Annotated in this window: 20 protein-coding genes; 12 read left to right on the plus strand and 8 right to left on the minus strand. The window is 43.8% G+C overall.

The features are described from left to right. Positions 1-210: 210 nt before the first annotated feature. The 6 genes from P0M28_RS24175 to P0M28_RS24200 all read left to right on the plus strand — a co-directional run bounded on the left by P0M28_RS24175 (position 211) and on the right by P0M28_RS24200 (position 5,676). The gene (locus P0M28_RS24175; protein WP_302205800.1) at positions 211-564 is read left to right on the plus strand and encodes a PadR family transcriptional regulator; all 354 of its coding nucleotides are present in this window, start codon (positions 211-213) and stop codon (positions 562-564) included. Then, positions 554-1,159, plus strand: a complete 606-nt coding sequence (locus P0M28_RS24180; protein ID WP_302205803.1) for a hypothetical protein — start codon at positions 554-556, stop codon at positions 1,157-1,159. Before P0M28_RS24175 ends, P0M28_RS24180 begins: the two co-directional genes overlap by 11 nt. Positions 1,160-1,214: 55 nt before the next feature. Beyond that, positions 1,215-3,017 carry a prolyl oligopeptidase family serine peptidase gene (locus tag P0M28_RS24185; RefSeq protein WP_302205804.1) on the plus strand — a complete coding sequence of 601 codons (1,803 nt, stop codon included), beginning with the start codon at positions 1,215-1,217 and terminating at the stop codon, positions 3,015-3,017. A gap of 23 nt (positions 3,018-3,040) precedes the next feature. Continuing rightward, positions 3,041-3,661 carry a hypothetical protein gene (locus P0M28_RS24190; RefSeq protein ID WP_302205805.1) on the plus strand — a complete coding sequence of 207 codons (621 nt, stop codon included), beginning with the start codon at positions 3,041-3,043 and terminating at the stop codon, positions 3,659-3,661. Between the two features lie 5 nt (positions 3,662-3,666). Continuing rightward, a complete protein-coding gene (locus P0M28_RS24195) occupies positions 3,667-4,131 on the plus strand; it encodes a hypothetical protein (RefSeq protein WP_302205806.1) in 465 nt (154 codons plus the stop codon). 294 nt (positions 4,132-4,425) lie between these two features. Further along, entirely contained in the window at positions 4,426-5,676 is a 1,251-nt protein-coding gene (locus P0M28_RS24200; RefSeq protein ID WP_302205808.1) for a cation:proton antiporter, read from the plus strand. Positions 5,677-5,692: 16 nt separating this feature from the next. Here P0M28_RS24200 and P0M28_RS24205 read toward each other — a convergent pair whose 3' ends face one another. Next, positions 5,693-6,085, minus strand: coding sequence for a hypothetical protein (locus P0M28_RS24205; protein ID WP_302205809.1), 393 nt, complete (start codon positions 6,083-6,085; stop codon positions 5,693-5,695). 167 nt (positions 6,086-6,252) lie between these two features. Between P0M28_RS24205 and P0M28_RS24210 the strand changes: the two genes are divergently transcribed. After that, entirely contained in the window at positions 6,253-7,959 is a 1,707-nt protein-coding gene (locus P0M28_RS24210; protein ID WP_302205811.1) for a metallophosphoesterase, read from the plus strand. A gap of 61 nt (positions 7,960-8,020) precedes the next feature. Here P0M28_RS24210 and P0M28_RS24215 read toward each other — a convergent pair whose 3' ends face one another. From P0M28_RS24215 to P0M28_RS24240, 6 genes are all read right to left on the minus strand, one after another. After that, positions 8,021-10,135: a peptidylprolyl isomerase gene (locus P0M28_RS24215; protein ID WP_302205812.1), complete on the minus strand. Its 2,115-nt coding sequence runs from the start codon at positions 10,133-10,135 to the stop codon at positions 8,021-8,023. Between the two features lie 242 nt (positions 10,136-10,377). Beyond that, the gene (locus P0M28_RS24220; RefSeq protein ID WP_302205814.1) at positions 10,378-11,670 is read right to left on the minus strand and encodes a hemolysin family protein; all 1,293 of its coding nucleotides are present in this window, start codon (positions 11,668-11,670) and stop codon (positions 10,378-10,380) included. A gap of 353 nt (positions 11,671-12,023) precedes the next feature. Further along, positions 12,024-12,554, minus strand: a complete 531-nt coding sequence (gene lptC, locus P0M28_RS24225) for an LPS export ABC transporter periplasmic protein LptC (protein WP_302205816.1) — start codon at positions 12,552-12,554, stop codon at positions 12,024-12,026. Positions 12,555-12,661: 107 nt separating this feature from the next. After that, complete coding sequence (locus P0M28_RS24230) at positions 12,662-13,984, minus strand: hypothetical protein (RefSeq protein ID WP_302205817.1); 1,323 nt, start codon at positions 13,982-13,984, stop codon at positions 12,662-12,664. A 303-nt stretch (positions 13,985-14,287) separates the two neighbouring features. Continuing rightward, positions 14,288-15,553, minus strand: a complete 1,266-nt coding sequence (gene bamG / locus P0M28_RS24235) for a BamG family beta-barrel-assembly machinery protein (protein WP_302205818.1) — start codon at positions 15,551-15,553, stop codon at positions 14,288-14,290. Further along, the gene (locus P0M28_RS24240) at positions 15,543-16,271 is read right to left on the minus strand and encodes a type III pantothenate kinase (protein WP_302205819.1); all 729 of its coding nucleotides are present in this window, start codon (positions 16,269-16,271) and stop codon (positions 15,543-15,545) included. The genes bamG and P0M28_RS24240 overlap by 11 nt, the downstream gene beginning before the upstream one ends. A 204-nt stretch (positions 16,272-16,475) precedes the next feature. Here P0M28_RS24240 and P0M28_RS24245 point away from each other — a divergent pair, with 204 nt between their 5' ends. Continuing rightward, positions 16,476-17,993, plus strand: a complete 1,518-nt coding sequence (locus P0M28_RS24245) for a sodium:proton antiporter (protein WP_302205820.1) — start codon at positions 16,476-16,478, stop codon at positions 17,991-17,993. Here P0M28_RS24245 and recF read toward each other — a convergent pair. Next, positions 17,904-19,094 (minus strand): DNA replication/repair protein RecF, encoded by a 1,191-nt coding sequence (gene recF / locus P0M28_RS24250; RefSeq protein ID WP_302205821.1) that lies wholly within the window; start codon positions 19,092-19,094, stop codon positions 17,904-17,906. The two genes, P0M28_RS24245 and recF, sit on opposite strands and share 90 nt — an antisense overlap. A 104-nt stretch (positions 19,095-19,198) precedes the next feature. Between recF and pdhA the strand changes: the two genes are divergently transcribed. The 4 genes from pdhA to P0M28_RS24270 all read left to right on the plus strand — a co-directional run bounded on the left by pdhA (position 19,199) and on the right by P0M28_RS24270 (position 23,124). After that, the gene (gene pdhA, locus P0M28_RS24255; RefSeq protein ID WP_302205822.1) at positions 19,199-20,242 is read left to right on the plus strand and encodes a pyruvate dehydrogenase (acetyl-transferring) E1 component subunit alpha; all 1,044 of its coding nucleotides are present in this window, start codon (positions 19,199-19,201) and stop codon (positions 20,240-20,242) included. Positions 20,243-20,404: 162 nt separating this feature from the next. Further along, positions 20,405-21,139: a tetratricopeptide repeat protein gene (locus P0M28_RS24260; RefSeq protein ID WP_302205823.1), complete on the plus strand. Its 735-nt coding sequence runs from the start codon at positions 20,405-20,407 to the stop codon at positions 21,137-21,139. A gap of 78 nt (positions 21,140-21,217) precedes the next feature. Next, complete coding sequence (gene ribH / locus P0M28_RS24265; protein WP_302205824.1) at positions 21,218-21,700, plus strand: 6,7-dimethyl-8-ribityllumazine synthase; 483 nt, start codon at positions 21,218-21,220, stop codon at positions 21,698-21,700. Positions 21,701-21,795: 95 nt separating this feature from the next. Next, on the plus strand, positions 21,796-23,124 hold the full coding sequence (locus P0M28_RS24270; protein WP_302205827.1) for an aspartate kinase: 1,329 nt from the start codon (positions 21,796-21,798) through the stop codon (positions 23,122-23,124). Positions 23,125-23,190 lie beyond the last annotated feature (66 nt).

Raw genomic sequence — 23,190 nt, forward strand, 5'->3', positions numbered from 1 at the left:
CCCGAGGCATCATTTTGTAGCATCTGCGGTAGCGGGCTATTCCACTGTCTGATAGAAATACAGCTAAGCACTGTTGGCTGGCACATTGATTATAGCGGTGCTTGTTTGCTGTTTCTAAATTTACGTAAGAAGATTTTATCATCACATTAAGATTAGAGGTTTTTAATACATAGAATTTTGATGCATCAAAATTCTTTTTATATTCGTGATATGAATTCTACTGAACTGCTGAAAGGCACACTGAACACAATCATCCTCAAACTATTAGCTGACCACGGGAAAATGTATGGCTACGAGATCACCCAAAAAGTGAAGGAACTGACTGATGATAAAATTCTTATCAAAGAAGGCTCGCTGTATCCGGCCTTACACAAATTATTAAGGGATGGGTTGGTAGAGGTGGAGACGGTAAACATTGGTAAGCGAGTACGTAAATACTACGCCATCACCCAACAGGGGCAAGCTAAAAAGCAGTTGCAGTTTGAGGAGCTAAAAGAATTTATGCAAACTATTCAGCAATTGGTATTCCCTCAATCCAAGCAGCTTTCGGCCTATGCTAAGTGATGAGCAGGTAGAGCAGATTCAGCAAGATATTGAGCGAAGTAGCCTATCGGTACAGATGGTGAAGGATGACTTGCTAGATCACTTCTGTTGCAAAGTAGAAAGTAAGCTAGAGCAGGGCGATACGTTTGAAAGCGCGTATCAGCAAGCCTGGAAACAGATTTGCCCTAATGGTTTGAATGAAATTCAGGAGGAAACAATATATCTGTTAAATGCATCAAAAATAATTATTATGAGAAAAGTGATGTATTCCATCGGGCTAATTGCTTCTATCTGTATCAGCATTGGCTGGCTGTTTAGAATTTTAGACTGGCTCGGCGGAGATCAACTCTTCGTTTACGGATTTCTGGGATTTGTCTTGATATTTCTGCCCATGCTGGCTATTGACCGATATAAAGCAAATATTGAGCGAGCAAAACCTGAAAAGCTTAAAATCATACTTGGTTTTTCTAGTGCTATTATCACGGGTTTGGCAATTCTATTTAAACTGATGCACCTACAGGGAGCATCAATTATGCTGATTTTAGGAGTACTGCTATTTAGCTTTGGTTTTTTACCCTTTCTGTTTTTTGGGATGTATAGGAAAGCCGTTGAGTAGCCTTACTACAGTATTAGATTCAATTACCTTCAAATTGCGAAACCTTACGTAAAGCATGAAAATAAAGTTAGCGCTGATCAACCTGTCACTCATCATTTTTGTAATCGGACTATTCTCGGCGGTTGGAATTGGGATGCAGTCCGGAGCTGTTATTGTTTTAGTGTCCTCGGCTCTAATTCTTACTGTTTACGTAATTCAAATTATCCAGTCCACCGGGCAAAATAGATTATGGAGGTTTCGTAACCTGCTTTATACATTGGCTATTCCTGTTTTGGCCGTAATTTTTATTCATGGTTTTGGGATTTCAATAGATATGCCCTTTTTGGGTAATGTGCCTGGCTTCAGCTCGGCGTACTTAGCAGCAGGGCTACTATTAGTCTTTCTTTTTCTGACGGGCAGCATTCGAGCAGTAAGTAAACTCGATAGTCGCAGGAAACGCCTCCTTCTAATTACTATACTTTCGATAGTCGCCGGAATTTCGGCCTTAGGGCTTTTCGGCATGGCGGGGATAGTTCCTTTTTCCGGTTGGGTTATTACTTACAGTTTACTGTTTTTGGCCTTATCCTATCTGATATTCTTTATTACGATGGTTTTCTCGAGTACAGAAGAAAACAAAGCCGAAAGTTTGGTGCTGGTGATACTTAGTGGAGTAATGACATTTTTTTTAATAGCGAAAATCTACTTCCCTCATATGATACCTCTAGGTCTCGCCAGTGCAATTATTACTTTCGGATTTGTGCCGGTCCTCGTCCTGCCTCTATCAATATCATATACCGACAAGTTTTATTTTTTTACGGTATTCGTTCTCTACTTCGTGCTCCTGGATTTATACTTTATTCATGTGGATAGAAATTTTAGTTATCTGGTAAATGTAGGAGTAAACGGCTGCGTGGGATACGAAGATGCAACGGCCTATCCGATTAATTCCGATCCGGGTATCGCGCTGGAAGAATTGCTTAAGGAGCCCACGGCAAATGAGTTGAGTGCTATTTTGACAGAATGGAGAGAAAAGGATTTCACCCCCAGTCAAGTACAAACAGAATTTTCCGAAGTACAACCCAATGGGGATTCGCTTAAAGTTGTATCTCACCTGGTTAACGGACTGAAACACTACGGCCTGATTCGCATTCCCAAAGGCATTAATATTTCCCAAGCCCCCATCTTGCTAGGTCTTATGGGGGGTGGAACCGGAATCGATGTATTGAAAACGAGTGATATGAATCGTTTGTCGAGCGGAAAGTGTCGTGAACTTCTAGATGACTACATTTCGATCATGCCATCCTTCCGAGGCAATATAGTAAGGGGGGAAGATTTTTGCTTCCGTTCCGAAGGATATGCCGGAGACGTCTGGATGGGTGCAGCAGAAGATGCTGTGGCATTTTTGGAGGTTGTAAAATTGATGTATAACAAAACTACCAATGTCAAAACGTTGGTAAAGGGCACCAGTAGAGGCGCAACTGTCGCATTAATCATAGGCGGTCTAACCAAAAAATCCGATTACATCATAGCCACTTCGGCTCACACGAAATTTTTAGACCCGTATGTGGTAGACAACGAACTAGTGGGTAATTCTTATAGCCGGGCTTTTTATACACCCAAAGCTAGTCCTGAAGAAATCAGGAGACGCCTTATTACCAGCTCCCCTTACTACTTTTTAAATAATCTTCCTGCATTTGAAGTGCATCAAGGCACCGAGGATCAAAAAACTACTATCTGGCACGCAAGGGTTTTAGAAGATCGATTGAGCGAAATCGGTAGAAACGCTAGCACTAATCATGTTTACGTTTACGATGGTAAAGGACATGCTTATGATGATGATGATATTGTTTGTGCTAGTCTTAGGAGATTCTTGAAATAATGAAAAGCAATCTAACATAATACATGAAATTACAGTCGGATAAAGGCAAACGCGCCAATATCGAAAGGAGCAATCTTTCTTTCCAGCTGGCGAAAGATGATATGCTGGATCATTTTTGCTGCGTAGTAGAAGATAGAATGATGCCGGAGCCTTCGTTCGTGGATGCTTACTATTTAGCCTGGAAGAAAAATAGCCCTAATGGTTTGAATGAAATTCAGGAAAAAACAATATATCTGTTAAACGCATTGAGAAGAGTTGTTATGAAAAAAGTCATGTATTCCATTGGACTAGTTGCCTGCATTTGCATCAGTGTCGGTTGGCTATTTACTTTACTACATTGGCCCGGTGGTGGTAAGTTGTTCACCTACGGATTTTTAGGGTTTGCGATGATCTTTCTTCCCATGTTCGCTTTAGATAGATACAAAGCGAGTGTGGGTAAGCCAATGTCGGAAAGGTGGAAGATCATACTTGGTTTTTCCAGCGCATTACTGACCGGGTTATCAGTCTTTTTTAAGCTAATGTATTGGCCGGGAGCTACTATGCTCTTAATAGTGGGAGTAGGGCTTTTCAGCATAGGATTTCTTCCTTTTCTATTCTTCGGTATGTATAAAAAGGCTGTTGATAAAGGTAAGGCAATAAGCTAAGCAGAATGCAGTATAGTAAGGGCAAATTAGTTCATATTCCGTTCATTCTTCTGGCATTATTCATCATACTTGACTTTATTCTTCCCGGCAATACGCACGTTAGTAAAGTTCTTGATGTTAAGAAGGAGCTACAGCAGTACTACAATGCTGCTGGTAACTATCATTATTCGTACCGGATATTGACAGCCGAGCATAGTTTTTCTATCTCGGAAGAGTTTGCCCGAGTAGTTCAGAAAGAACAGGAAATTCGCTACGAAGTATCTTGGTTATTCGAGGAGATTAACAATTACGGTTTAGTTGCTTCAACAGCTCGTAACATCTACTTATTACGGGTTTTATCAGGACTGATACTGCCTTTACTAGCGATTGTTGTATCAGTGCTTGCCTACAAATACGAGCGTAAAGTAAGCGTTGTAATATTTGTCTTTCAGCTACTTCTGCTAGGTGATCTGCTGTTCTTAATAATCTGAAATTACATCTTGTTAACGCGAGTGTGAGTACTATACATGCTCTGAACCTACTCAGCAGCGATGGCTGATTGTGGAACCAATGAGCTGCAATAGCAAATTAGTTGATGCCTCCGTGGTTACTTCCATTGCTAATTATGCGAAATTAAGGTCGCAAAATCTTAGCAAAAAATAAAAGTTGTGTATGTTTACGAAAGTAGACGTTGGACTTCAGATATTGGCTATCTGGTACGGATTGCTAGTAGCTGATTTTCAACCCTGGAATCCTGTCTGGGGTCAACTTTTAATTTTCACTGCATGAACATTTTTACTATCATTACCATTTTGGTAGTTCTCTCCTCAATTTTCTCTTACATCAACGTGCGCTTTTTGCGGTTGCCATCCACCATCGGCTTGATGATTATGGCTATCATCCTAACCCTAATTGTACTGCTGGTCGGGACATTTGATGCCCGGCTAACGAATACCGCCGAGAACCTAATGCGAAGTATTGACTTGGGGGGATTGATCTTAGATGTAATGCTCAGCTTTCTGTTGTTTGCCGGGGCATTACATACCGATTGGGGGCGACTAAAGGAGCAAGCCGCTCCCATAATCACATTTGCTACCATCGGAGTATTGGCCTCTACGTTTGTGGTGGGCACGCTATTTTTCTGGGTTTCTAATCATCTGGTCGGTTACGAAATTGGCTACATCTACTGTTTGCTGTTCGGAGCACTTATCTCGCCCACGGATCCCATAGCGGTACTGGGTATTCTGAAGAAAATTGGCGTACCCAAACAACTGGAAGTGAAGTTTGTCGGTGAGTCGTTATTTAACGATGGAGTGGGCGTGGTAATTTTTCTCACACTGTTTAGCATTGCCGAGCGAGGAATAGAAAATGTGGGAGCTTCGGAGATTGCACTGCTTTTTGCCGAAGAAGTATTGGGGGGAGTAGCCCTCGGCTTAGCCCTTGGCTATATTACTTTACATCTCACTCGCAGTATTGACGACTACGAAACCGAGGTGATGATTACCCTAGCTATTGTGATGGGGGGGTACCTACTGGCTAGTCGTTTGCATTTTTCTGGACCATTGGCAGTAGTAGTAGCTGGATTGTTTATTGGCAATAGTGCGCGTGAAACCGCGATGTCAGAGACGACACGTCTCTATCTAGATCGTTTTTGGGAGTTGGTGGATGTTTTCTTAAACGCCATTCTCTTCGTTCTGATCGGGCTAGAACTGTTAATTATCTCCTTTGCCCCTAGCTACTTAATTGCCGGAGCAATAGCGATTGTAATTGTTTTAATTTCTCGCTTTTTAGTACTAAAAACCCCCATCTATTTTTTCAAAGATAAACTTGGTTTTGTCAATCGTACCGATCTGATTATGACTTGGGGTGGACTGCGGGGCGGAATTTCTGTGGCGTTAGCCCTATCGCTTACCGATGACATGAATCGGGAGTACCTGCTGACCGTTACCTACATTGTGGTGGTATTCTCCATCATCGTTCAGGGATTGACGGTTGAGAAGTTGATAAAACGCTTAGGAGTCATGGGCGCATCGTAAGTAACTGCCTTAGTGATCACCAAAATAGCGGAATCTTTAATCCTCCTTCCACCGAGTCGCTATTATGGTGTATATACCGAGCATATTTCGGGGTTGGTTTTGGTTGTACCGGCAATATTACCGCAAGGTTAGGGTCAGCGGCAGATTTACTTGATGGTTCGGAGCGACCCCAAAATGCTAAAGCAGTATTATATTCTGACTCAGGGGATAGCTGTATATTGTCTAAACAAAAGGCGTGGCCTACATTGGCATCTAACGAGCAAATTCCGTCAAACAACTTGTCATTAATATAATCCACCGAATCATCACTGTGAAGAGGGACAGTTAACAACCAGTTGCTAAACTCAGTAGCATTGGTAGTTAGTGGTTTTACTAAAAACAATAGACAGATTAGGCCAATGATTTTCATAATAGCAAAAGATAGTATTGCTATTTAATACGATTGTAAAGTTATTATGTTTAGTTTAGAGTAAACTACCGTCTAGCTGATGAGCATTACTAGTGCAAAAAGGGCTTTGACTTAACTACAGCCAACTATTAAAAATATTGCCCGTTACCTAAGTAGAAACTATCACTATGCAATTTAACCCTCAGAAAATGGTGGGTTGGTACCAAGTTAAACAATTGGTATTTACCGGCTTGAAAGCTCTGCTTTCGTATATTTTTGGCAATTACTCAGATCGGCGTGAAGTGCAGGCTGCCTTGAGTGGTTCGGATCGTTTTGATCTCAGCCAGACCGATGAATTGTGGTTTGATTATGTATCGGACGTAGGAGATGGCTTTAATTCTACGTACTCGGTAGCTAAACTATTAGGTCAGGAACAGTTGGTTTTTGGTAATGAAACTACCCAGCGGGGTAATGTCTTGATCATGGGGGGCGACCAAGTGTACCCAACCCCCGAAATGCACGAGTACGAAAACCGTTTGAAGGGGCCGTATCAATCCGCACTTCCCCGCAACGACCAACAGCCATCGCCCGCACTGTTTGCCATTCCGGGTAATCACGATTGGTACGATGGGCTTACAAACTTTCTAAAGGTATTCTGCCAGGAGCGCCATATCGGGCAGTGGCAGACGTTTCAGAAGCGAAGCTACTGGGCTATTCAACTGCCGCACCGCTACTGGATTTGGGGTATCGATATTCAGCTAAATTCAGATATTGACCAACCGCAAAAAAACTATTTTGCCGATATTGTTGATCGCTACATGCAAGCGGGCGATAGGGTAATTCTTTGTACCGCTGAACCTAGCTGGGTGTTCAAAGATCGCTACCGTGAGGAAGATTCTTACGAGCGATTACGTTTTTTTGAGCAACGGTTTATTCTGGATAATCAACTGGAACTAGTAGCTACACTCTCGGGCGATCTGCATCATTACGCGCGTTATGCTAAAATGGAAAATGGCGAGCAGACCGTGCAGCGAATTACCGCCGGCGGGGGTGGAGCCTTTTTACACCCTACCCATAACCTCAACGAGCACCTCCGAAAAGTAGAAGATGAAGATTTGGATTTACAAGCGGTGTTTCCTGATAAAGAAACTTCGCGAAAGCTAGGCTTTAAGAACATACTGTTTCCTTACCTAAACCCAAGTTTCTCCTTCTTTCTGGGTGCATACTACTTGTTGCTTACTTGGGTGTTAGAAACTGATGCCAGTCGAGGAGCGGCGTCGCTACTAGAGCAGTTGAGTGAGATTAGTGGGCTATGGCTAGCTTTTGACGCATTTTTTCACGTGCTGATTCGGAGTCCACTTGCCTTTATTTTAGGAACGTTGCTGGTAGCTAGTTTTACTTGGTTTGCCGACGAAAATGCCGGAAAATCTAAGTACACCTGGATGATAGGGTTTTTGCACGGTGGGCTGCATTTGGTGGTGTGTAGTTTGCTAATTTGGGGTTTTGCCACCATTAATCTGCACTACCTAAACTTGGAGGTAATTAGTGTTGTGCAGGTAGTTTTGTTTGCCGCTGAAATGGTAGTTATTGGCAGTATTTGCGCTGGAATTTTGGTTGGTTTGTACTTAATGCTGAGTAACTTGGTGCTGGGTATTCACGATAATGAATCATTTTCGGCACTGCACGAAGAAGATTACAAAAACTTTCTTCGCTTTCACCTGACACCAACGCAGCTCACGTTGTATCCCATTGGCATAAAACAAGTGAACAAACACTGGGAAAGAAAAAGTAAGTTTGCTTTTAGCGGTAAACTTCCCAAAGCCCACCTGATTGAGCAACCCATTGTTGTAAAGATGACTGCCGCTGAGCAATCGGAACAGGAAGTTTCGGTATGAGTCGCATAAAAAAGCGAAAGAACAATGCCCTTCGCTTCTGCTAGCAGTTGTTTCCAACTGATTAATAAAACTTATATCGTTCATCTTCAATATCAGCCGCATCTTCTACTGCTTCGGCAATATTGAAAGCTACCCGCGAGCCACGTTGCTGCTGGAGCTGATCTTTATACGTAGCGTAATCAGCTATTTCGGGGGCATCAGTGAGTGCTTCTAGCTTGATAATCGCCACTCCGTTTTCGGTAGTAATAGGCTCAGACACTTGGCCAGTTTCCATAGCAAACGCTTTTCCTATAGCTTCTGGAGCAAAGCCTACGTTGGGCAAGGTGTTGGTACTAAATTTCAGATCGCTGCTGGAGTATACGTTAGCGTCGGCTCCGTAAGCATCCGCAATCTCCTGTAAGCTGCCTGATAATCCGTTAAGTTTCTCTACAATTACTTCGCCCTTCTTCTTCGCTTTTACCTTAGCTTCAATCTCGGGGCGAACATTGGCTAACTTAGCGGAACCTTCTTCGGTTTTTCCGGTCAGCACTGCCACTACGTACGCGTCTTCCAGTTCAAATACCTTAGAAATATCTCCTAATGAGGCATCTTTAAACGCCCACTGCACTACCTCGCGTGCCCCGGTTAATCCGGTAATGGTTTGAGCATTCTTTTCAATATCCTCCGCCACGCGAACATCCAGAGAGTCTTGTTCAGCCTGGCTAGAGAAGGTATCTGGACCGTCAATTCCGCTAGCGAACAAATCGGCAGCGACAAAAGCCTCATTGCGGGTTTGGTCACTTGGATACAATTCTCGCTCTACTACCGCTATTTTGTAAGCTTGGTTGGTTGGAGCCTCAGTAACGGTAATGATATGGTAGCCGTACTCAGTTTTGATTAATCGCCGAATCAAGCCCGTCTCGCTTTGGCCGAATACTGCATCCTCAAAGGGAGCTACCATTCTACCTTCTGAAAACCAGCCCAAATCACCACCTTGAGCGGAAGAGCCGTCTTCGCTAGATTCACGAGCTAGCTCGGCAAAGTCAGCTCCGTTGCGTAGCTGGTTAAGTAAACCTTGCGCCTCACTGCGAGCCTCGGCTTCAGTACGAGAATCATCGGTTTTAATCAGTATATGGCTAGCTCGAGCGTAAGAAATGCTGTCCTCGTACACTTCATCTACTTTGTAAAGGGTATAAACCTCACCTTGGGTAAACGGACCGTACACACTTCCTTCGGCTAGTATTGAGGCACTATTAGCCAAAGTGGCGGGTAAGTTACTCGGATTGAAAGACTGGTAGGGGGCACCTCCCGTAACCGGATCTGATTGAATTACGGCAAAGGTTGAATCATTGGTTGCTTCCGCAAAATCAAGCTTCAACTCTTCCAACTCAGCCGCAAAATCTTCGGTGTCAATGGCTGAGGGTACAATAGGAAAACGCACAAACTGTATGGCCCTGCTTTCTTCCACTTCGTATTCTTCCCGGTGTTCATCTAAGTAACTTTGTAATTCGACATCGGTCACATCAACTACCGAATCGCTTACTGCGTAATACGGGATATACAAGTATTCTACTTCAGCTACTTTATTTTCGGCCTGATACTGACGCTTAGCTTCCTCCTGGGTTACGTAGTTTCCGGCAATAAGCAAGTTGTCGTACTTCAATCGCTCGCGGGCATCGCGGAGGTTCTGCTCGTAAAGTTGCCACGATATTTGTTGGTCAGGCTGTAGCTGAGGCAGCGCCTGAAGGTAATTTAGTAGCTGATTACGATCAAACTCTCCGGTGTTAGGATCAGTAAATGATTGACGAATACCCGGATCAATATTGTTACCCTGCACCATATCAATCAGCTCCCGCTCAGTAACGGTAATGCCTAGTTTTTCGAACTGCTCACCAAACGCCTTTTCGGCAATAAGCTTACTCCAAGCCTGCTGACGAATTGAGGTCATTTCCTGCTCAGAGGGTTGGCGTTGGGCACGCAGGGCAAAATTTGCTTTTTGCTCGTTAATGGCTTGTAAATATTCGTCCTGAGAAACTTCTTGTCCGGCAATTTCGCCCACAGTGGTATCGGGACCACCGAGAATCTGACCACCCGAACCGCTCAGCAGGTCGCCACCCACTACAAACAAGGTAAGGCCTATTGCTACCGCACCAACAATGAGTGCCGTCTTTTCCCGAATCTTTCCAATCAATGACATATTCTATCGTGTATTATTTTTTGTTTGGACATACTAGTGATGAGCAATGATTGATGAACAATAGCCTCACAATATATCGTTCATTTGTCACTACTTCGCGCCACGAGAGCATTACTCATCTTTTTGAAACGAATCGCAAAGATAAAAATTTCAGTTAATTTCCTGATAAATTTTATGGCCGGTATTACTGATTGCTCGGAATAGAGTATAAACTAAGCAAAATAGTCGCATGGAATAGCTCGTTACTCAGAGGCTTTTTTAGCTGGAATAGTCACTTTCACGTTGTCGATGCGATTATCGCTCATAGACATGATCGTGAATGTGTAGGCATCAGCCGGAACTACATCTCCTTTTTCGGGTATTTCGCCGGTGAGACTTAGAATATGGCCACCGAGGGTATCATAATCGCCTTCCGGAATATTCCATTCGTATTTCTCATTAAGATAATCAATTTCGTGTCGGGCACTAATCAGGTAGTTCTCCTCATCAATCTTAAGTTCTACCCAGTCTTCATCGTCGTGCTCATCCTGAATCTCCCCGAAAATCTCTTCAATAATATCTTCCATACTCACAATACCGGCGGTACCACCAAACTCATCTACTACCAGAGCCAGACTCTTGTGCTCCGTAATGAACTGAATCATTAGCTCATTGGCCGGAATTGTTTCGGGTACAATAATAATAGGAGTTAAAATTTGCTGAACAGTAGTCGGCTTTTTAAACAGCTCCAGGGAGTGGCAGTAGCCAATAACGTTGTCGATGGTTTCTTGGTAAACCAGTATTTTAGAGTGCCCACTTTCAATAAATGCTTCTTTCAGTTTCTCTATATCATCTTCAATATCAATTGCTACTACTTCTGTGCGAGGAATTAAGCACTCTCGTACTTTTACAGTTTTAAACTCGAGTGCGTTAGTGAAAATTTTAGCATTGATCTTGGGGGCGTTTTCATCAGTTTGCTGTTCTCGCAGCGCTTCGCTTAGGGTATTTTTTACGTAATTATTCAAATCGGTTAGGCCGAACACCGGTTTGTCGTTACGATACTCAAAGCCCAGCACATGAATGATAACCCACCGGGATACCTTATCAATAATCCAGACCGGAAAGTAGAGCAACCCGTAAATAAGTGTGAACGGTAGTGTTAGCAATGATAAAAGTCCATTGGGATCAATCAGAAAGACACTCTTGGGGGTAAACTCAGCAACGATTAGCACCACAAAGGTGGCAATTACTGTTTGCGTAAGCAGAACCACTACATCATTATTAATGGCTGCCGGAATATGATTTACCAATAGAGGCTCTAAAAATGTGGCTATAAAGAATGAGTAAAGCACCAGTGCCAGGTTGTTCCCAACGAGGGTAGTGCCGATAAAACGAGTGGGGTGCTGGGTGAAGTAAGAGAGGATGCGCCCGGAGAGTGAACCTTGCTGCCCCGCCAACTCTATCCGAAGTTTATCAGCCGAGATAAAAGCAATCTCAATACCGGAGAAAAAGGCTGAGAAAAGAAGGCAAATGGCTACGATAATCAGAATGTCCATTTATGATGACTGATGACTAGTGATTGATGAATAATATGTACTACAATGTGATTATTAATGGTAACGTTTGAGTTTCTCTGCAAAAGAATGTAACTGTCTGAAAATCAGTGATAAATTTTCTGCAAAACAATAATTGTGAAATACTACCTTATTAATCATTACTCATCAGTCATTAATCATCACTTTTTCTTCGGCGGAAATTAAACCAGAGTAACAGCCCTACTGAAATCATAAATATCCAGTAAGAATAGCTAAGACCAACCGTCATAGTTTCGTATACGCCAATGATAAACACTCCAACGCAAAGCGAAAAAATAATATAGTCAACTAGTTTTGTATCAACTAACTTCATACTATTCTAAAGAAAATACGCCGGTGGGTTTAAGAATTTCGTACGAAGAAAAATCTTCTTTAGCTTCTAGCCCTTCGCCCATCAGCAATTCACCGTCTGACTCAATTTCTACGTAACGATCCGTATTAATGCTATGTTTATCTTTTTCCCAGTGCAGTAGTTCGGTTTCTAACTTCTCACCCGTCTCCAAGTTTTTTACCACTACCTCGCCCGTGGCGGTATATTTATTCTCTTCCTGGCTGTAGTAGCCCTGGTTGGCCTCAATGGAAGTGCTCTTCACGCCGTTTTCATCAAAAAACTCAATATAAATACCCTCGGGAAAGTTCATATCGCCGTTTCCGTATTGCAGTTGTCTTTGGGCTTGGAGTTTAATCCGCACTTGAGCCGAATCACTGTATAGAATTTCGGTGTTGGTCGCTTCCATAGTGGGGCCTTCGTACTCTTTAAAGTCTTCGGCGGTTTTACTATCGTCGTCACATGCCCCAATAAAACCGGCTATAATAAACAATAAAATGTAATACTGCTTACTCATAAACAACACACGGTGCTAGATTCTTACTATTCCTTCTGACGAAAAAAAGCCATTTCCCGTTGCAGACTTTGCTAACAGGAAATGGCTCACATTTTAAAGACTAATGCTTAGTCGCGGGTTCGGATGGTTACAGTTTCGCCAACCCAGCATCCCACAGTAATTTGGTCACCTACCTCTTTGTTGTAGGTGAACACTTCCTCCTTAGAAGGAAACTGCTCTTTAGCATTGGCCATTGCTGATGAATTACCTGCTTTGCGGTACATTTCGTAAGCAGCGATAAATACGGCTCGGTCTTGCACCACATCTTGCCCGCCCTTACACTGGTCATAACTCTGCATGTACATTCCACCAATAGTTGAGTAAGCTTTTCCGGCTAATGCATCATCCATGTTAGCCGCTTGCAGAAAATGCTTACGTGCGGTAGATCTTTGTCCTTCTTTAAGGGCAATGGTTCCCAAGTCAAAAGTAATATCAGCCTTTTGTTCGTCGTTAGAAGAGATTTCAATTGCCTTATTAAACCACTCTTTGGCTTTATCGTAATCTTCGGCTACCATAGCGCGGGTTCCGAGGGCTTTGGCTAAACCAGGATCTTCTTCACCATTATCAAACAGGGTTTCTGCCGCAGTCATAAAGAAGTCTTGGTCGGTACAGGAAGAAGCCAGTGATAGTGAAATAACTCGCTTAGCTAAATCTACATCGCTAGGATTTTGCTCTAACTTGGGCATCAGCTTCTGCTGAATCTGATCGCAGCTCATGGTAAAGAACCCAGCGAAGATACTATCAATATTCTCACCCGCTTGGGCGTATTTACCGGCATTTTTTCCACCCGCAGCCACTTGCTTTTCTATCATTTGCCCCAGGCGATCGTAATAATCTAGCAGCTGCTCATCGTTAATCTCGCCCTTTTCGTATCGGTTCTTTAGCACCGACATAAAAGGGACAATGTTGTAGTAAACTAGCACATCATCACTTTCGTCCATTGCGCTGGTGAACAACTCCATTAGGCGACCGTACTCACTAGGGTCTTTATATAGTAGTTTAAATGCAGTGTTTGCCTTACGATTAGCAACATCGGCGGCATCTTCTCCTTCAAAGTACTGGAGGCGTAAATCATACATTTGTAGTGCCTTGCTAATATATTCTTCTTTCTTAGCGGCATCAGATTCTTTTTCAGCCAGTTCTTCGTAAATGGTGGCACCATCTACGTAGATAGCAGGGTTAAGATCAGGAGCATTTTCGTGCAACCACGTAATAGGCTCTACAGCGGCTTCGTAGTTTTTTTGCTTTTTGGCATCGGTGTACAGCACGTAGTTGGTTTGTGCAGTCGATTTATCTTCGGGCCAATTGAAGTTTTGGGCCTTTAATCCGGCGGTCGTAATGAGTAGAAACAATACCGACCAAAAAGCAGTAGAACAAGCTCTGTATTTCATGATATTCTTTTTGGTTAAACTATTTATTTAAATTATACAATTCGCAGAGAATAATACTTAATTCAAAAACAATTCCGATTCATTGCAAATATGACAATGTAAGCTTTATTCTTTAGACGAAACGTAAATATAATACAATTTTTGTAGAATATAGAAAGATGCGGAGGGCAAATTCATTAGAAAATTGCCTCTAACTCGTCTAAAGGTAAACAAGTTTGATACCAAAGTTGCACCTGAATAATGAACTTGGCAAGAATGTAACCGCTTGTATGCCAAAATGTTGATAAGCTGTTATGAAAAATATTAGTCAAATTTTCGGCGAATAAACCAGCGATCATTAAACGTAATACCTGCCGAAACTTTAAAATAGTCTTCTCGGATTAATCCGGCATCTACCGTACCCCGTCGGCCTAATTCTAAGGAAATATTGGTGCTGGAAAGGTTGCTCATAGGTAAGGAAAAGCCTAGGTTTAGACCAAAATCGGTAATTTGGCGGTCTTCTACTGCAAAGGGCGTATTGCGGTAGAAAAACCCAAGTCGGTAGGCCATCCGAGCTAAGTAACTATTAATAGAGCTAATGTTAGGAATCAACTGCCCACCTACGGCGAGTTCGTAGCTATTCCGCATTCCGTCGTTACCACCGCTAAACGATTGATAACTTTCCCAAGGCTGGGTCAAAAAATCCACACCTATCAAGTACTTTAGCGATTTCTCCACAGAAATGCCTACTCCTAGTCGCGAAGGTAAGGTAATACTGCCACCGATTGAATCAATAGTTTCACTTTGTGTAAAACGAGGATCGGGTGGAATGGTACTAAGTATCACTTCGCGGGTGGCTCGTACTTGAGTTTCAGGCTGATACGTAGCCCCTAAGTTGAGTAGCGTTTGGTCGCCTATTTTTATTCCGTACGATATACTCGGCTCAAAGAGCAGGTCAGAGTAGTAGATTTGGTCTTCCAACTCGGTACGCTGCCCGGAGAGATCATTCACCAATATCGTTCTGGTTTCGGTAATAGGGCCAAACAAATAACTTACTCGTACCCCAATTCCTAGGCCGCCTACTATTCTAAATCCACTGGAGAAAGAAGCCACATTAAGCCCTCCATCACCATTAATCACCTGAATACCTTCGTCAGAAGTGCCACCAATGGCAAGAGCTTCTTCAATGCGATAGCTGACTACACTAAACGGGGCTACTCCTAAACTCATTGTCCACCGATTAGGAATGATCGGAAAGGAAAATACCCCGTAGCGTAACCCACCGTTGGTTTGGCTAACGCTCTCTTCTTCGCGCTGCACGTTATTCTGCTCCAGGCTAAACGCTACATCGAACGAAGTAAGGTTGTTCTTGTACAGAAAAGAAGGGTTCATATAGTTGATAAACAGGGCATTTCCGCTGCCGATACCAATACCACCCATGCCTTGGTTGTGTACTAAGGTGGGGCGGATCAAACTTCCTATTCCTTGCGATGAGTACGGGGAGACACCAATTTGTGCTTGGGCTGAAACCACGAAGCCTGCCAAGCCGACGAGCAAAAAAGCGCACAGAAAAATGCTACTAACCCTCATATTGTACTATACTGTTTAATCCTATCAATACTAGTTCCGGAATATAGATGTGATCCGAAAAGAGCCACGGCTGAAGATATTTAATATCACCTCCGCAGGCTACGACTTGCAAAGCTGCAAATTTGTCGGCATACCTCCGAATTATTTGATCAATTTCCGCAGCCATTCCTACCAATCCTCCACTTTTCAGACCTTCTTCGGTGGTTTTACCAATAAAAGCAAGCTTTTTACTTGCTTCGGGCGATGCTACCGATACTAACGGTAGGCGAGCGGTAAAAGTGTGCATCGCCTGCCAACGCATACGTAAACCGGGCGAGATGTTGCCCCCCAAGTAGCAACCTTTGTCGGTCAGCAAATCATACGTAACACAAGTACCAGCATCAATTATCAACAGATTCCGATCCGGAAATTGCGCCTGAGCCCCAGCTACCGCTGCAATACGGTCGGTGCCCAACGTAGTAGGAGTATGGTAACTATTCTGAAAGGGCAGGGGAGTAGTGCCATCGAGCACAACCAAGCGAGAACTAGCGGGCACAATTTTGTTGAGCTGCTGGGCGTGGGCAGATACGGAAGATACAATGATCCGATCCGGTGGATGCTGATGCATTCGGGCCGATAATTCTGCTATATCAGTTTTGGATTGTAGCTCGATTAATTGGTGGTGGTCAAACCAGCCGGCCTTCATATGGGTATTGCCAATATCAATAGCTAAGTTCATGAAAATATGCTAATCTGTTGGTGTTTCTCGCTTACTTTGGTAATTTGCTTGCGCCTCTTTTTGGGAAATTTACCCAAAATAGTAAAACTGCTTATTTTTCAGATACAACACAGATGGTGGCTGATAGATTGAAGTAGCAAATTTATTTTTCTGCTACCTTCTACCCAGGCCAAAACATCTTCCGAAGATAACTAACCTTATTCAATGAAGCGATTGGTGCTCAGTGCTATATTTTCATTACTACTTTGCTCGGTTTATACTCCCTCTTATTCCTTAGATCAGCACCAAGAAGTCCCGGTTCAGCTTGTTCAGCATCAGGAAGAAGAACATCCAAATCAGGAAGCCCACCACGCCGAGGGGGAAGAACATGCCGAGGGACACGGGGAAGAGCACGCGGCAGCTCCCGCTTGGACAGTCATTCCGTTTGCGCTGTTGCTGTTGATGATTGCCACTGGGCCGCTGTTCTACGAACATTTCTGGCATAAAAACTACCCTCTTTTGGCGGTGCTGCTGGCCGCAATTGTTATTTCTTACTACATTTTTATATTAGGAAACACCGGTGAACCCGTTCACGCCCTGTTTGAGTACCTACAATTTATTGCGCTACTCTCATCCCTATTCATTGCCTCCGGAGGTATTCTAATAAAAATTGATCGGAAAGCTACTCCCATTATTAACTCCGCCATCCTGTTGATTGGCTCGGTTATTTCTAACCTGATTGGCACTACCGGAGCATCCATGCTGCTAATTCGCCCGTATATTCGGCTTAATCAACACCGGATTCGGTCGTACCATATTATCTTCTTCATTTTTATGGTAAGTAACGTAGGTGGAGCCCTCACGCCTATTGGCGATCCCCCTTTGTTCTTGGGTTTTTTACGAGGGGTTCCTTTTTTCTGGACAATCTCGCACGTGGTTCTCGAGTGGGTCTTTGCCTTAGGGGTGCTAGTGGCTGTGTTTTTTATTCTGGACAAGCGGAATGTTTCAGAGCCAAATGGTGACGATGAGGAACAATCGCATACGGGGAAAATTAGTGTGATTGGCAAGCGAAATTTTGTGTGGTTGGCCGTGGTTATTGCGGCGGTATTCATCGACCCTAATAAAATTGAGTGGTTGCCCCACATCAATTACCACGGCACCCGTTTCTCCTTTGTGCGGGAGCTAATTATGTTTGCGGTGGCATTTTTATCCTTCCGCCTGGCTAAGAAAGAGGCGATAAAAGGGAATGAGTTTAGCTTTGAGCCTATCCGGGAGGTCGCCTTTATTTTTATCGGCATTTTTGGTACCATGATGCCTGCCTTAGAACTAGTAGGGGACTTTGCTAAATCGGATGCAGGCCGGGATTTGATTACGCACAATACGTTGTACTGGGGTACCGGAATTCTATCAGGTTTTCTGGACAATGCCCCCACATACCTGAATTTCTTAGCAGCAGCAATGGCCTCGGTAGGGGCTAGCGTGAATGATTCGCAAGATGTGCTGGCTTTCTCTCAGGGAGAGTACGCTGATAGTATTATGAACCTGATGGCAATTTCGGTAGCAGCCGTATTTTTTGGTGCCATGAGCTACATTGGTAATGGACCTAACTTTATGGTAAAATCTATTGCTGAGCAAGTCGGTATTCGGATGCCCTCATTCTTCGGCTACATTATCCGGTTCTCGCTGCCGATTCTGTTGCCTATTTTGCTGCTGGTTTGGCTGATCTTCTTTGCCTTCCACTGATGTTTCAGTGACCTCACCTTTCTGAACTACAAAATATTTCTTTTCCCCCTCAATATTTCCGAAAATGCTTCGGGTGCGCTCGGGGCGGGCATCGGTAACGAATAGTTGCCCAAACGACTGTTGCACTACCATTTCGGTAAGTTTGCCAATCCGAAAATCGTCTAGCTTATCAAAAATATCATCCAGTAGTAAAATAGGCTTAAGCTGCTTTTTGTCGCGTAGCACATCAAACTGAGCCAGTTTCAACGCAATTACAAAGGATTTTTGCTGGCCCTGCGAGCCGTAGCGTTTGGTCGGAAAGTCATCAATCCGAAAATCATAATCGTCGCGGTGCACGCCCCGAGTAGAGCGTTGTAGCACTAAATCTTTCCGGTAGGCTTTGTAAAAGGCGGAACGGTAGTCTGCCTCGGCAAAGTGAGAAGTATAGCGTATGCCTACCTCTTCTTTCTTTCCTGAAAGATTATTGTAGTGACGGCTAAAGTGCGGAATAAATATTTCGAGAAAGTCGGCTCGCTTGTGGTACAACCGATGCCCGACATCCAGCAACTGATCGCTGTAGGAGTCGAGCAAGTCCGAATCGTAGGTATTACGCTCGGCAAACTGTTTTAGCAGCGCATTACGTTGTCGCAGCAGGTGGTTGTAGCTCATGAAGTCTATCAAATAATCAGGGTCAATTTGCGACAAAAGCCCATCGAAGAAACGGCGGCGCAACTCACTCGCTCCCCGAATCAGATCAGTATCATCCGGTGAAATTAGCACGACCGGAAAGTGGCCAATATGCTCGCTCAGTTTCTCATAGTGAATCCGACTATTCTGAACCTGCTTTTTCTGACCGCGTTGCCAACTACAGCTCACTGTGTAGTGTTGCTTCTCCCGAAAGAATACTCCTTTTACGAGAAAATAAGGTGCGCCGTGTCGGACATTCTGCGTTTCTACGCTGCTAAATGCACTTTTAGTCACCGATAGGTAGTAAATTGCATCTAGCAGATTAGTCTTGCCACTACCATTTTCTCCTAGAATACAGTTAATCTGCGACGAGAAATCCAGGGATAGTTCTTCGTAGTTCTTATAGTTGAGCAAATGGATTTTTTCCAGCTTCATGCCTTCTTTGTTCGTGTTTTTGTATTAATTTGCGCGAACGTAAACAGGATAACCTTTCGGCACGTTACACTCTTGTAGCACTTTTATCTAAGCAAGTAATTATTATGGCAGTTAGTACCAAAGAAAAGACTAATAAAAAAACTAAAAAAACTTCTAACCAACGGGAATTTTCTAAGGAGACTTATATGTGGTGGTACGAAACCATGTACCTGATGCGCCGCTTTGAAGAAAAGGCCGGGCAGCAGTACGGTCGTCAGAAGATTCGGGGTTTTTGCCATTTATACATTGGTCAGGAAGCCTGTGCGGCTGGTTCGGTTTCCGCTCTGCGCGATACCGATAGTTTTATTACTGCCTACCGCGACCATGCTCATCCGCTAGCGTTGGGTACTGACCCTAAGAAAGTGATGGCCGAGTTGTTTGCTAAGCAAACCGGAGTCTCTAAAGGTAAGGGTGGCTCTATGCACATGTTTGACAAAGAGCGTAACTTTTACGGCGGTCATGGCATTGTGGGCGGGCAGATTCCGCTCGGTGCCGGAATTGCTTTTGCCGAACAATACAAAGGTACCGATAACGTATGTGCTACAATTATGGGAGACGGAGCGGTGCGCCAGGGGGCTTTCCACGAAACGCTCAATATGGCCATGACCATGAAGATTCCCACTATCTTTATGATTGAGAATAACGGTTACGCTATGGGTACTTCGGTAGAGCGGACCAGTAACGTGCGGGATCTGTACACCTTAGGTGAGGCTTACGATATGCCTTCTTTTCCGGTAGATGCCATGAACGTAGAGAACGTACATATTGCGGTAGAAGAAGCGGCCGAACGTGCTCGTAAAGGCGATGGCCCTACCTTACTGGAGTTTCGCACCTACCGCTACAAAGGTCACTCTATCTCTGATCCGGCGAAGTATCGCACTAAAGAAGAGTTAGAAGAGTATAAGGAGCAAGATCCGATTATTCAGTGTGCCAATGCGATCATAGAGAAAGATTACGCTACGGAAGAAGACCTGAAAGCGATTGAAAAGAAAGTGAAAGAGCAGGTGGAAGAATCCATCAAATTTGCGGATGAATCGCCTTTCCCTCCGGCTGAAGAAGCACTGCAAGATGTCTACATGCAGGAAGATTACCCATTTATTTTGGACTAAGCGATTACTTCAAAATAAATCTGGTATTTAAGAGAGTCCTGCGGGGCTCTTTTTCATTCACACTACAAGATGGTTTAATCTCGTTAGTCTAATGAAACGCAATGGATAGTTTTTCTGTTTACCGAAAAATTATTCTAACTTTGCAGCCCAAAATTACCAATTATGGCCAATAGAGTTCGAGGCTCTCGTAGCAAAAAGGACGTACAACAAAATTTAAGCACTACCGAAGAACTGCTGGAAACCCCTGAGGCATTACAGGATCGGATTGTTGATACGGAAGAATATATTAAGCAGCACTCCACAGTATTTATTATCGGGGCAGCTATTATTGTGCTGGCAGTGGCGGGTTACTTCGGCTATCAGTATTACCAAACTAGCCAGAACCAGTCGGCGCAGGAGGAGATGTTTCAGGCAATCTACTACTTTGAGTCAGATAGTTTGAACCTGGCACTGAATGGTGACGGTAACAATTACGGTTTTCTGGAAATTATAGATGAGTTTGGCGGAACTGATGCTTCTAACTTAGCTCACTACTACGCAGGAGTTATCGAGTTACGACAGGGTAACTATGAGTCGGCTATTGAGTATCTGGACGATTTCAGTGCGTCTGATCTGCTGGTACAGGCTCAGGCTTATGCCCTGATCGGGGATGCCTACCTGGAGTTGGGTGAACACCAATCAGCGGCCAGCCAGTACGAAAAAGCGGCTGACTACAATACTAATCAGTTCTTTTCCCCTCAGTATTTAGTTAAAGCCGCTATGGCTTACGAAGCAGCTGGTGATTACGCTCAGGCCGCCACCCGCTACCAGCGAATTATTAATAAGTTTCCCGAAGCATATGAGTATCAGGAGGCTCAAAAGCAACGCGCTCGTTTGGAAGCGTTGGCTTCAAACTAATACCAGAGTGAATAAAAGTTTTCAAGAATAGATGAGGATAAGACCACAGTGGCCTTATCCTTTTTACTTTAACTCTCTATGGCTACCGTTAACCAAAACTTGAGCGAGCACGACGACTCACATTTACCCGATATTTCTAATCGACGCTTTTCTATTGTTACCGCAGAATGGAACCACGAGGTGACTCAACCTCTGTTAGATGGAACCATTGCTACCTTACTGAAGCATGGGGCGAAAGAAGAAAATATTCGTACTAAGTGGGTGCCGGGCAGCTTTGAGCTATCATTAGGAGCGCAGTGGGAAGCGGCTCGCCCCAAAATAGATGCGGTAATCTGTTTGGGCTGCGTTATTCAGGGTGAAACGCCTCATTTTGACTACATTTGCCAGTCGGTAGCCCAAGGCATGAAAGACGTAATGCTTAAGTACGATAAGCCCGTTATTTTCGGAGTACTCACTACCTTAGATCAGCAACAAGCCTTGGCCCGGGCCGGAGGTAAACACGGTAACAAGGGAGATGAAGCAGCCATCACTGCCATCAAGATGCTGGGATTTAACGAGTAAGGGCTTGGAGCGGGGAGCAAGGAGCGGCAAATCTTTACTCCCCGCTCCAAGCCCCCAGCCAAATAACAATCGAACCATTCAACAATTGAATTTCTATGAAAGTCTTAAAATTTGGCGGTACGTCGGTAGGTTCACCGGAACGGATGCACCGGGTCGCCGAATTAGTAACCCAGTCAGCCGAACCCAAAATTGTAGTATTATCAGCCGTATCGGGTACGACTAATACTTTGGTACAGATTGGAAAGGCTCTCCAAACGCAGCAAACAGATGAAGCTAACCGTTTGATTACGGAACTAAGACAACACTACAATACATTTTGCCAAAGCTTATTAAGCGAAGGTAGTGCTCAGCAAGAGGGCGAGGCCATTATTGCGGCTCACTTCGAAAGTTTAAGTAACATAACTTCAGAGCCGTTTGGCACTGATGTAGAAAAGGAAATACTGGCTCAGGGTGAATTACTTTCTACCAAACTATTCACGGCTTACCTAAAATCTCAGGATACTCCGGTGATACTGCTTCCCGCACTGGAATTCATGCGAATTGATGCTAATCAGGAACCCAACGAAGATTTCATTCGCGAAAAACTGATGCGGTTGCTCAGTCAACACCCAAATACTAAACTATTTGTTACACAAGGCTATATCTGCTTGAACAGCCAAAACCGGATTGATAACCTACAGCGGGGAGGAAGTGATTACACCGCTTCGCTAATTGGGGCTGTAGTAGGAGCGAAAGAAATCCAAATCTGGACCGATATTGACGGGATGCACAATAACGACCCACGAATTGCGGACAGAACCTTCCGGATAGATAATCTTTCTTTTAACGAAGCGGCTGAGCTAGCGTATTTTGGGGCGAAAATTCTGCATCCCTTCACGGTTCGTCCGGCCCAGCGGGCTAATATTCCGGTACGTTTGCTAAACACAATGGACGCCCAGGCTCCCGGCACATTGATCTCTGACCAGCAACAGGACCGACCTATTACGGCCGTAGCTGCTAAAGATGGTATTACTGCGATTAAAATTAAGTCGTCGAGAATGTTGCTCGCTTATGGTTTTTTACGGAAGGTGTTTGAAATTTTTGAGAAGTATCAAACTCCCATCGATCTGATTACCACCTCCGAAGTAGGTATTTCACTTACCATCGACAATCAGCAGTATCTGGCGGATATTCAGCAAGAGCTGAGAGCGTTTGGTGAGGTAGAAGTAGATAGCAACCACACGATTGTTTGCGTGGTAGGTAATATGCCGTTTCAGAAGGTAGGGGTGCTGAAAAAAATTGTAGATGCTATTGATGATATTCCCATACGGATGCTTTCCTACGGAGGGAGCAAGTTTAACATCTCGTTACTGATTGATAGCCAATTTAAGAATGAAACACTCAATCGGCTAAACGAGCATATTTTTACTTTTCCTAACGAATAAAATCCGTATATTTCTAACTGATGTTTAAGCTGTTTGCCACGCAAATTATCTATCATGATGAATAAT

It is taken from the genome of Tunicatimonas pelagia (genome assembly GCF_030506325.1).
GTDB lineage: Bacteria > Bacteroidota > Bacteroidia > Cytophagales > Cyclobacteriaceae > Tunicatimonas > Tunicatimonas pelagia.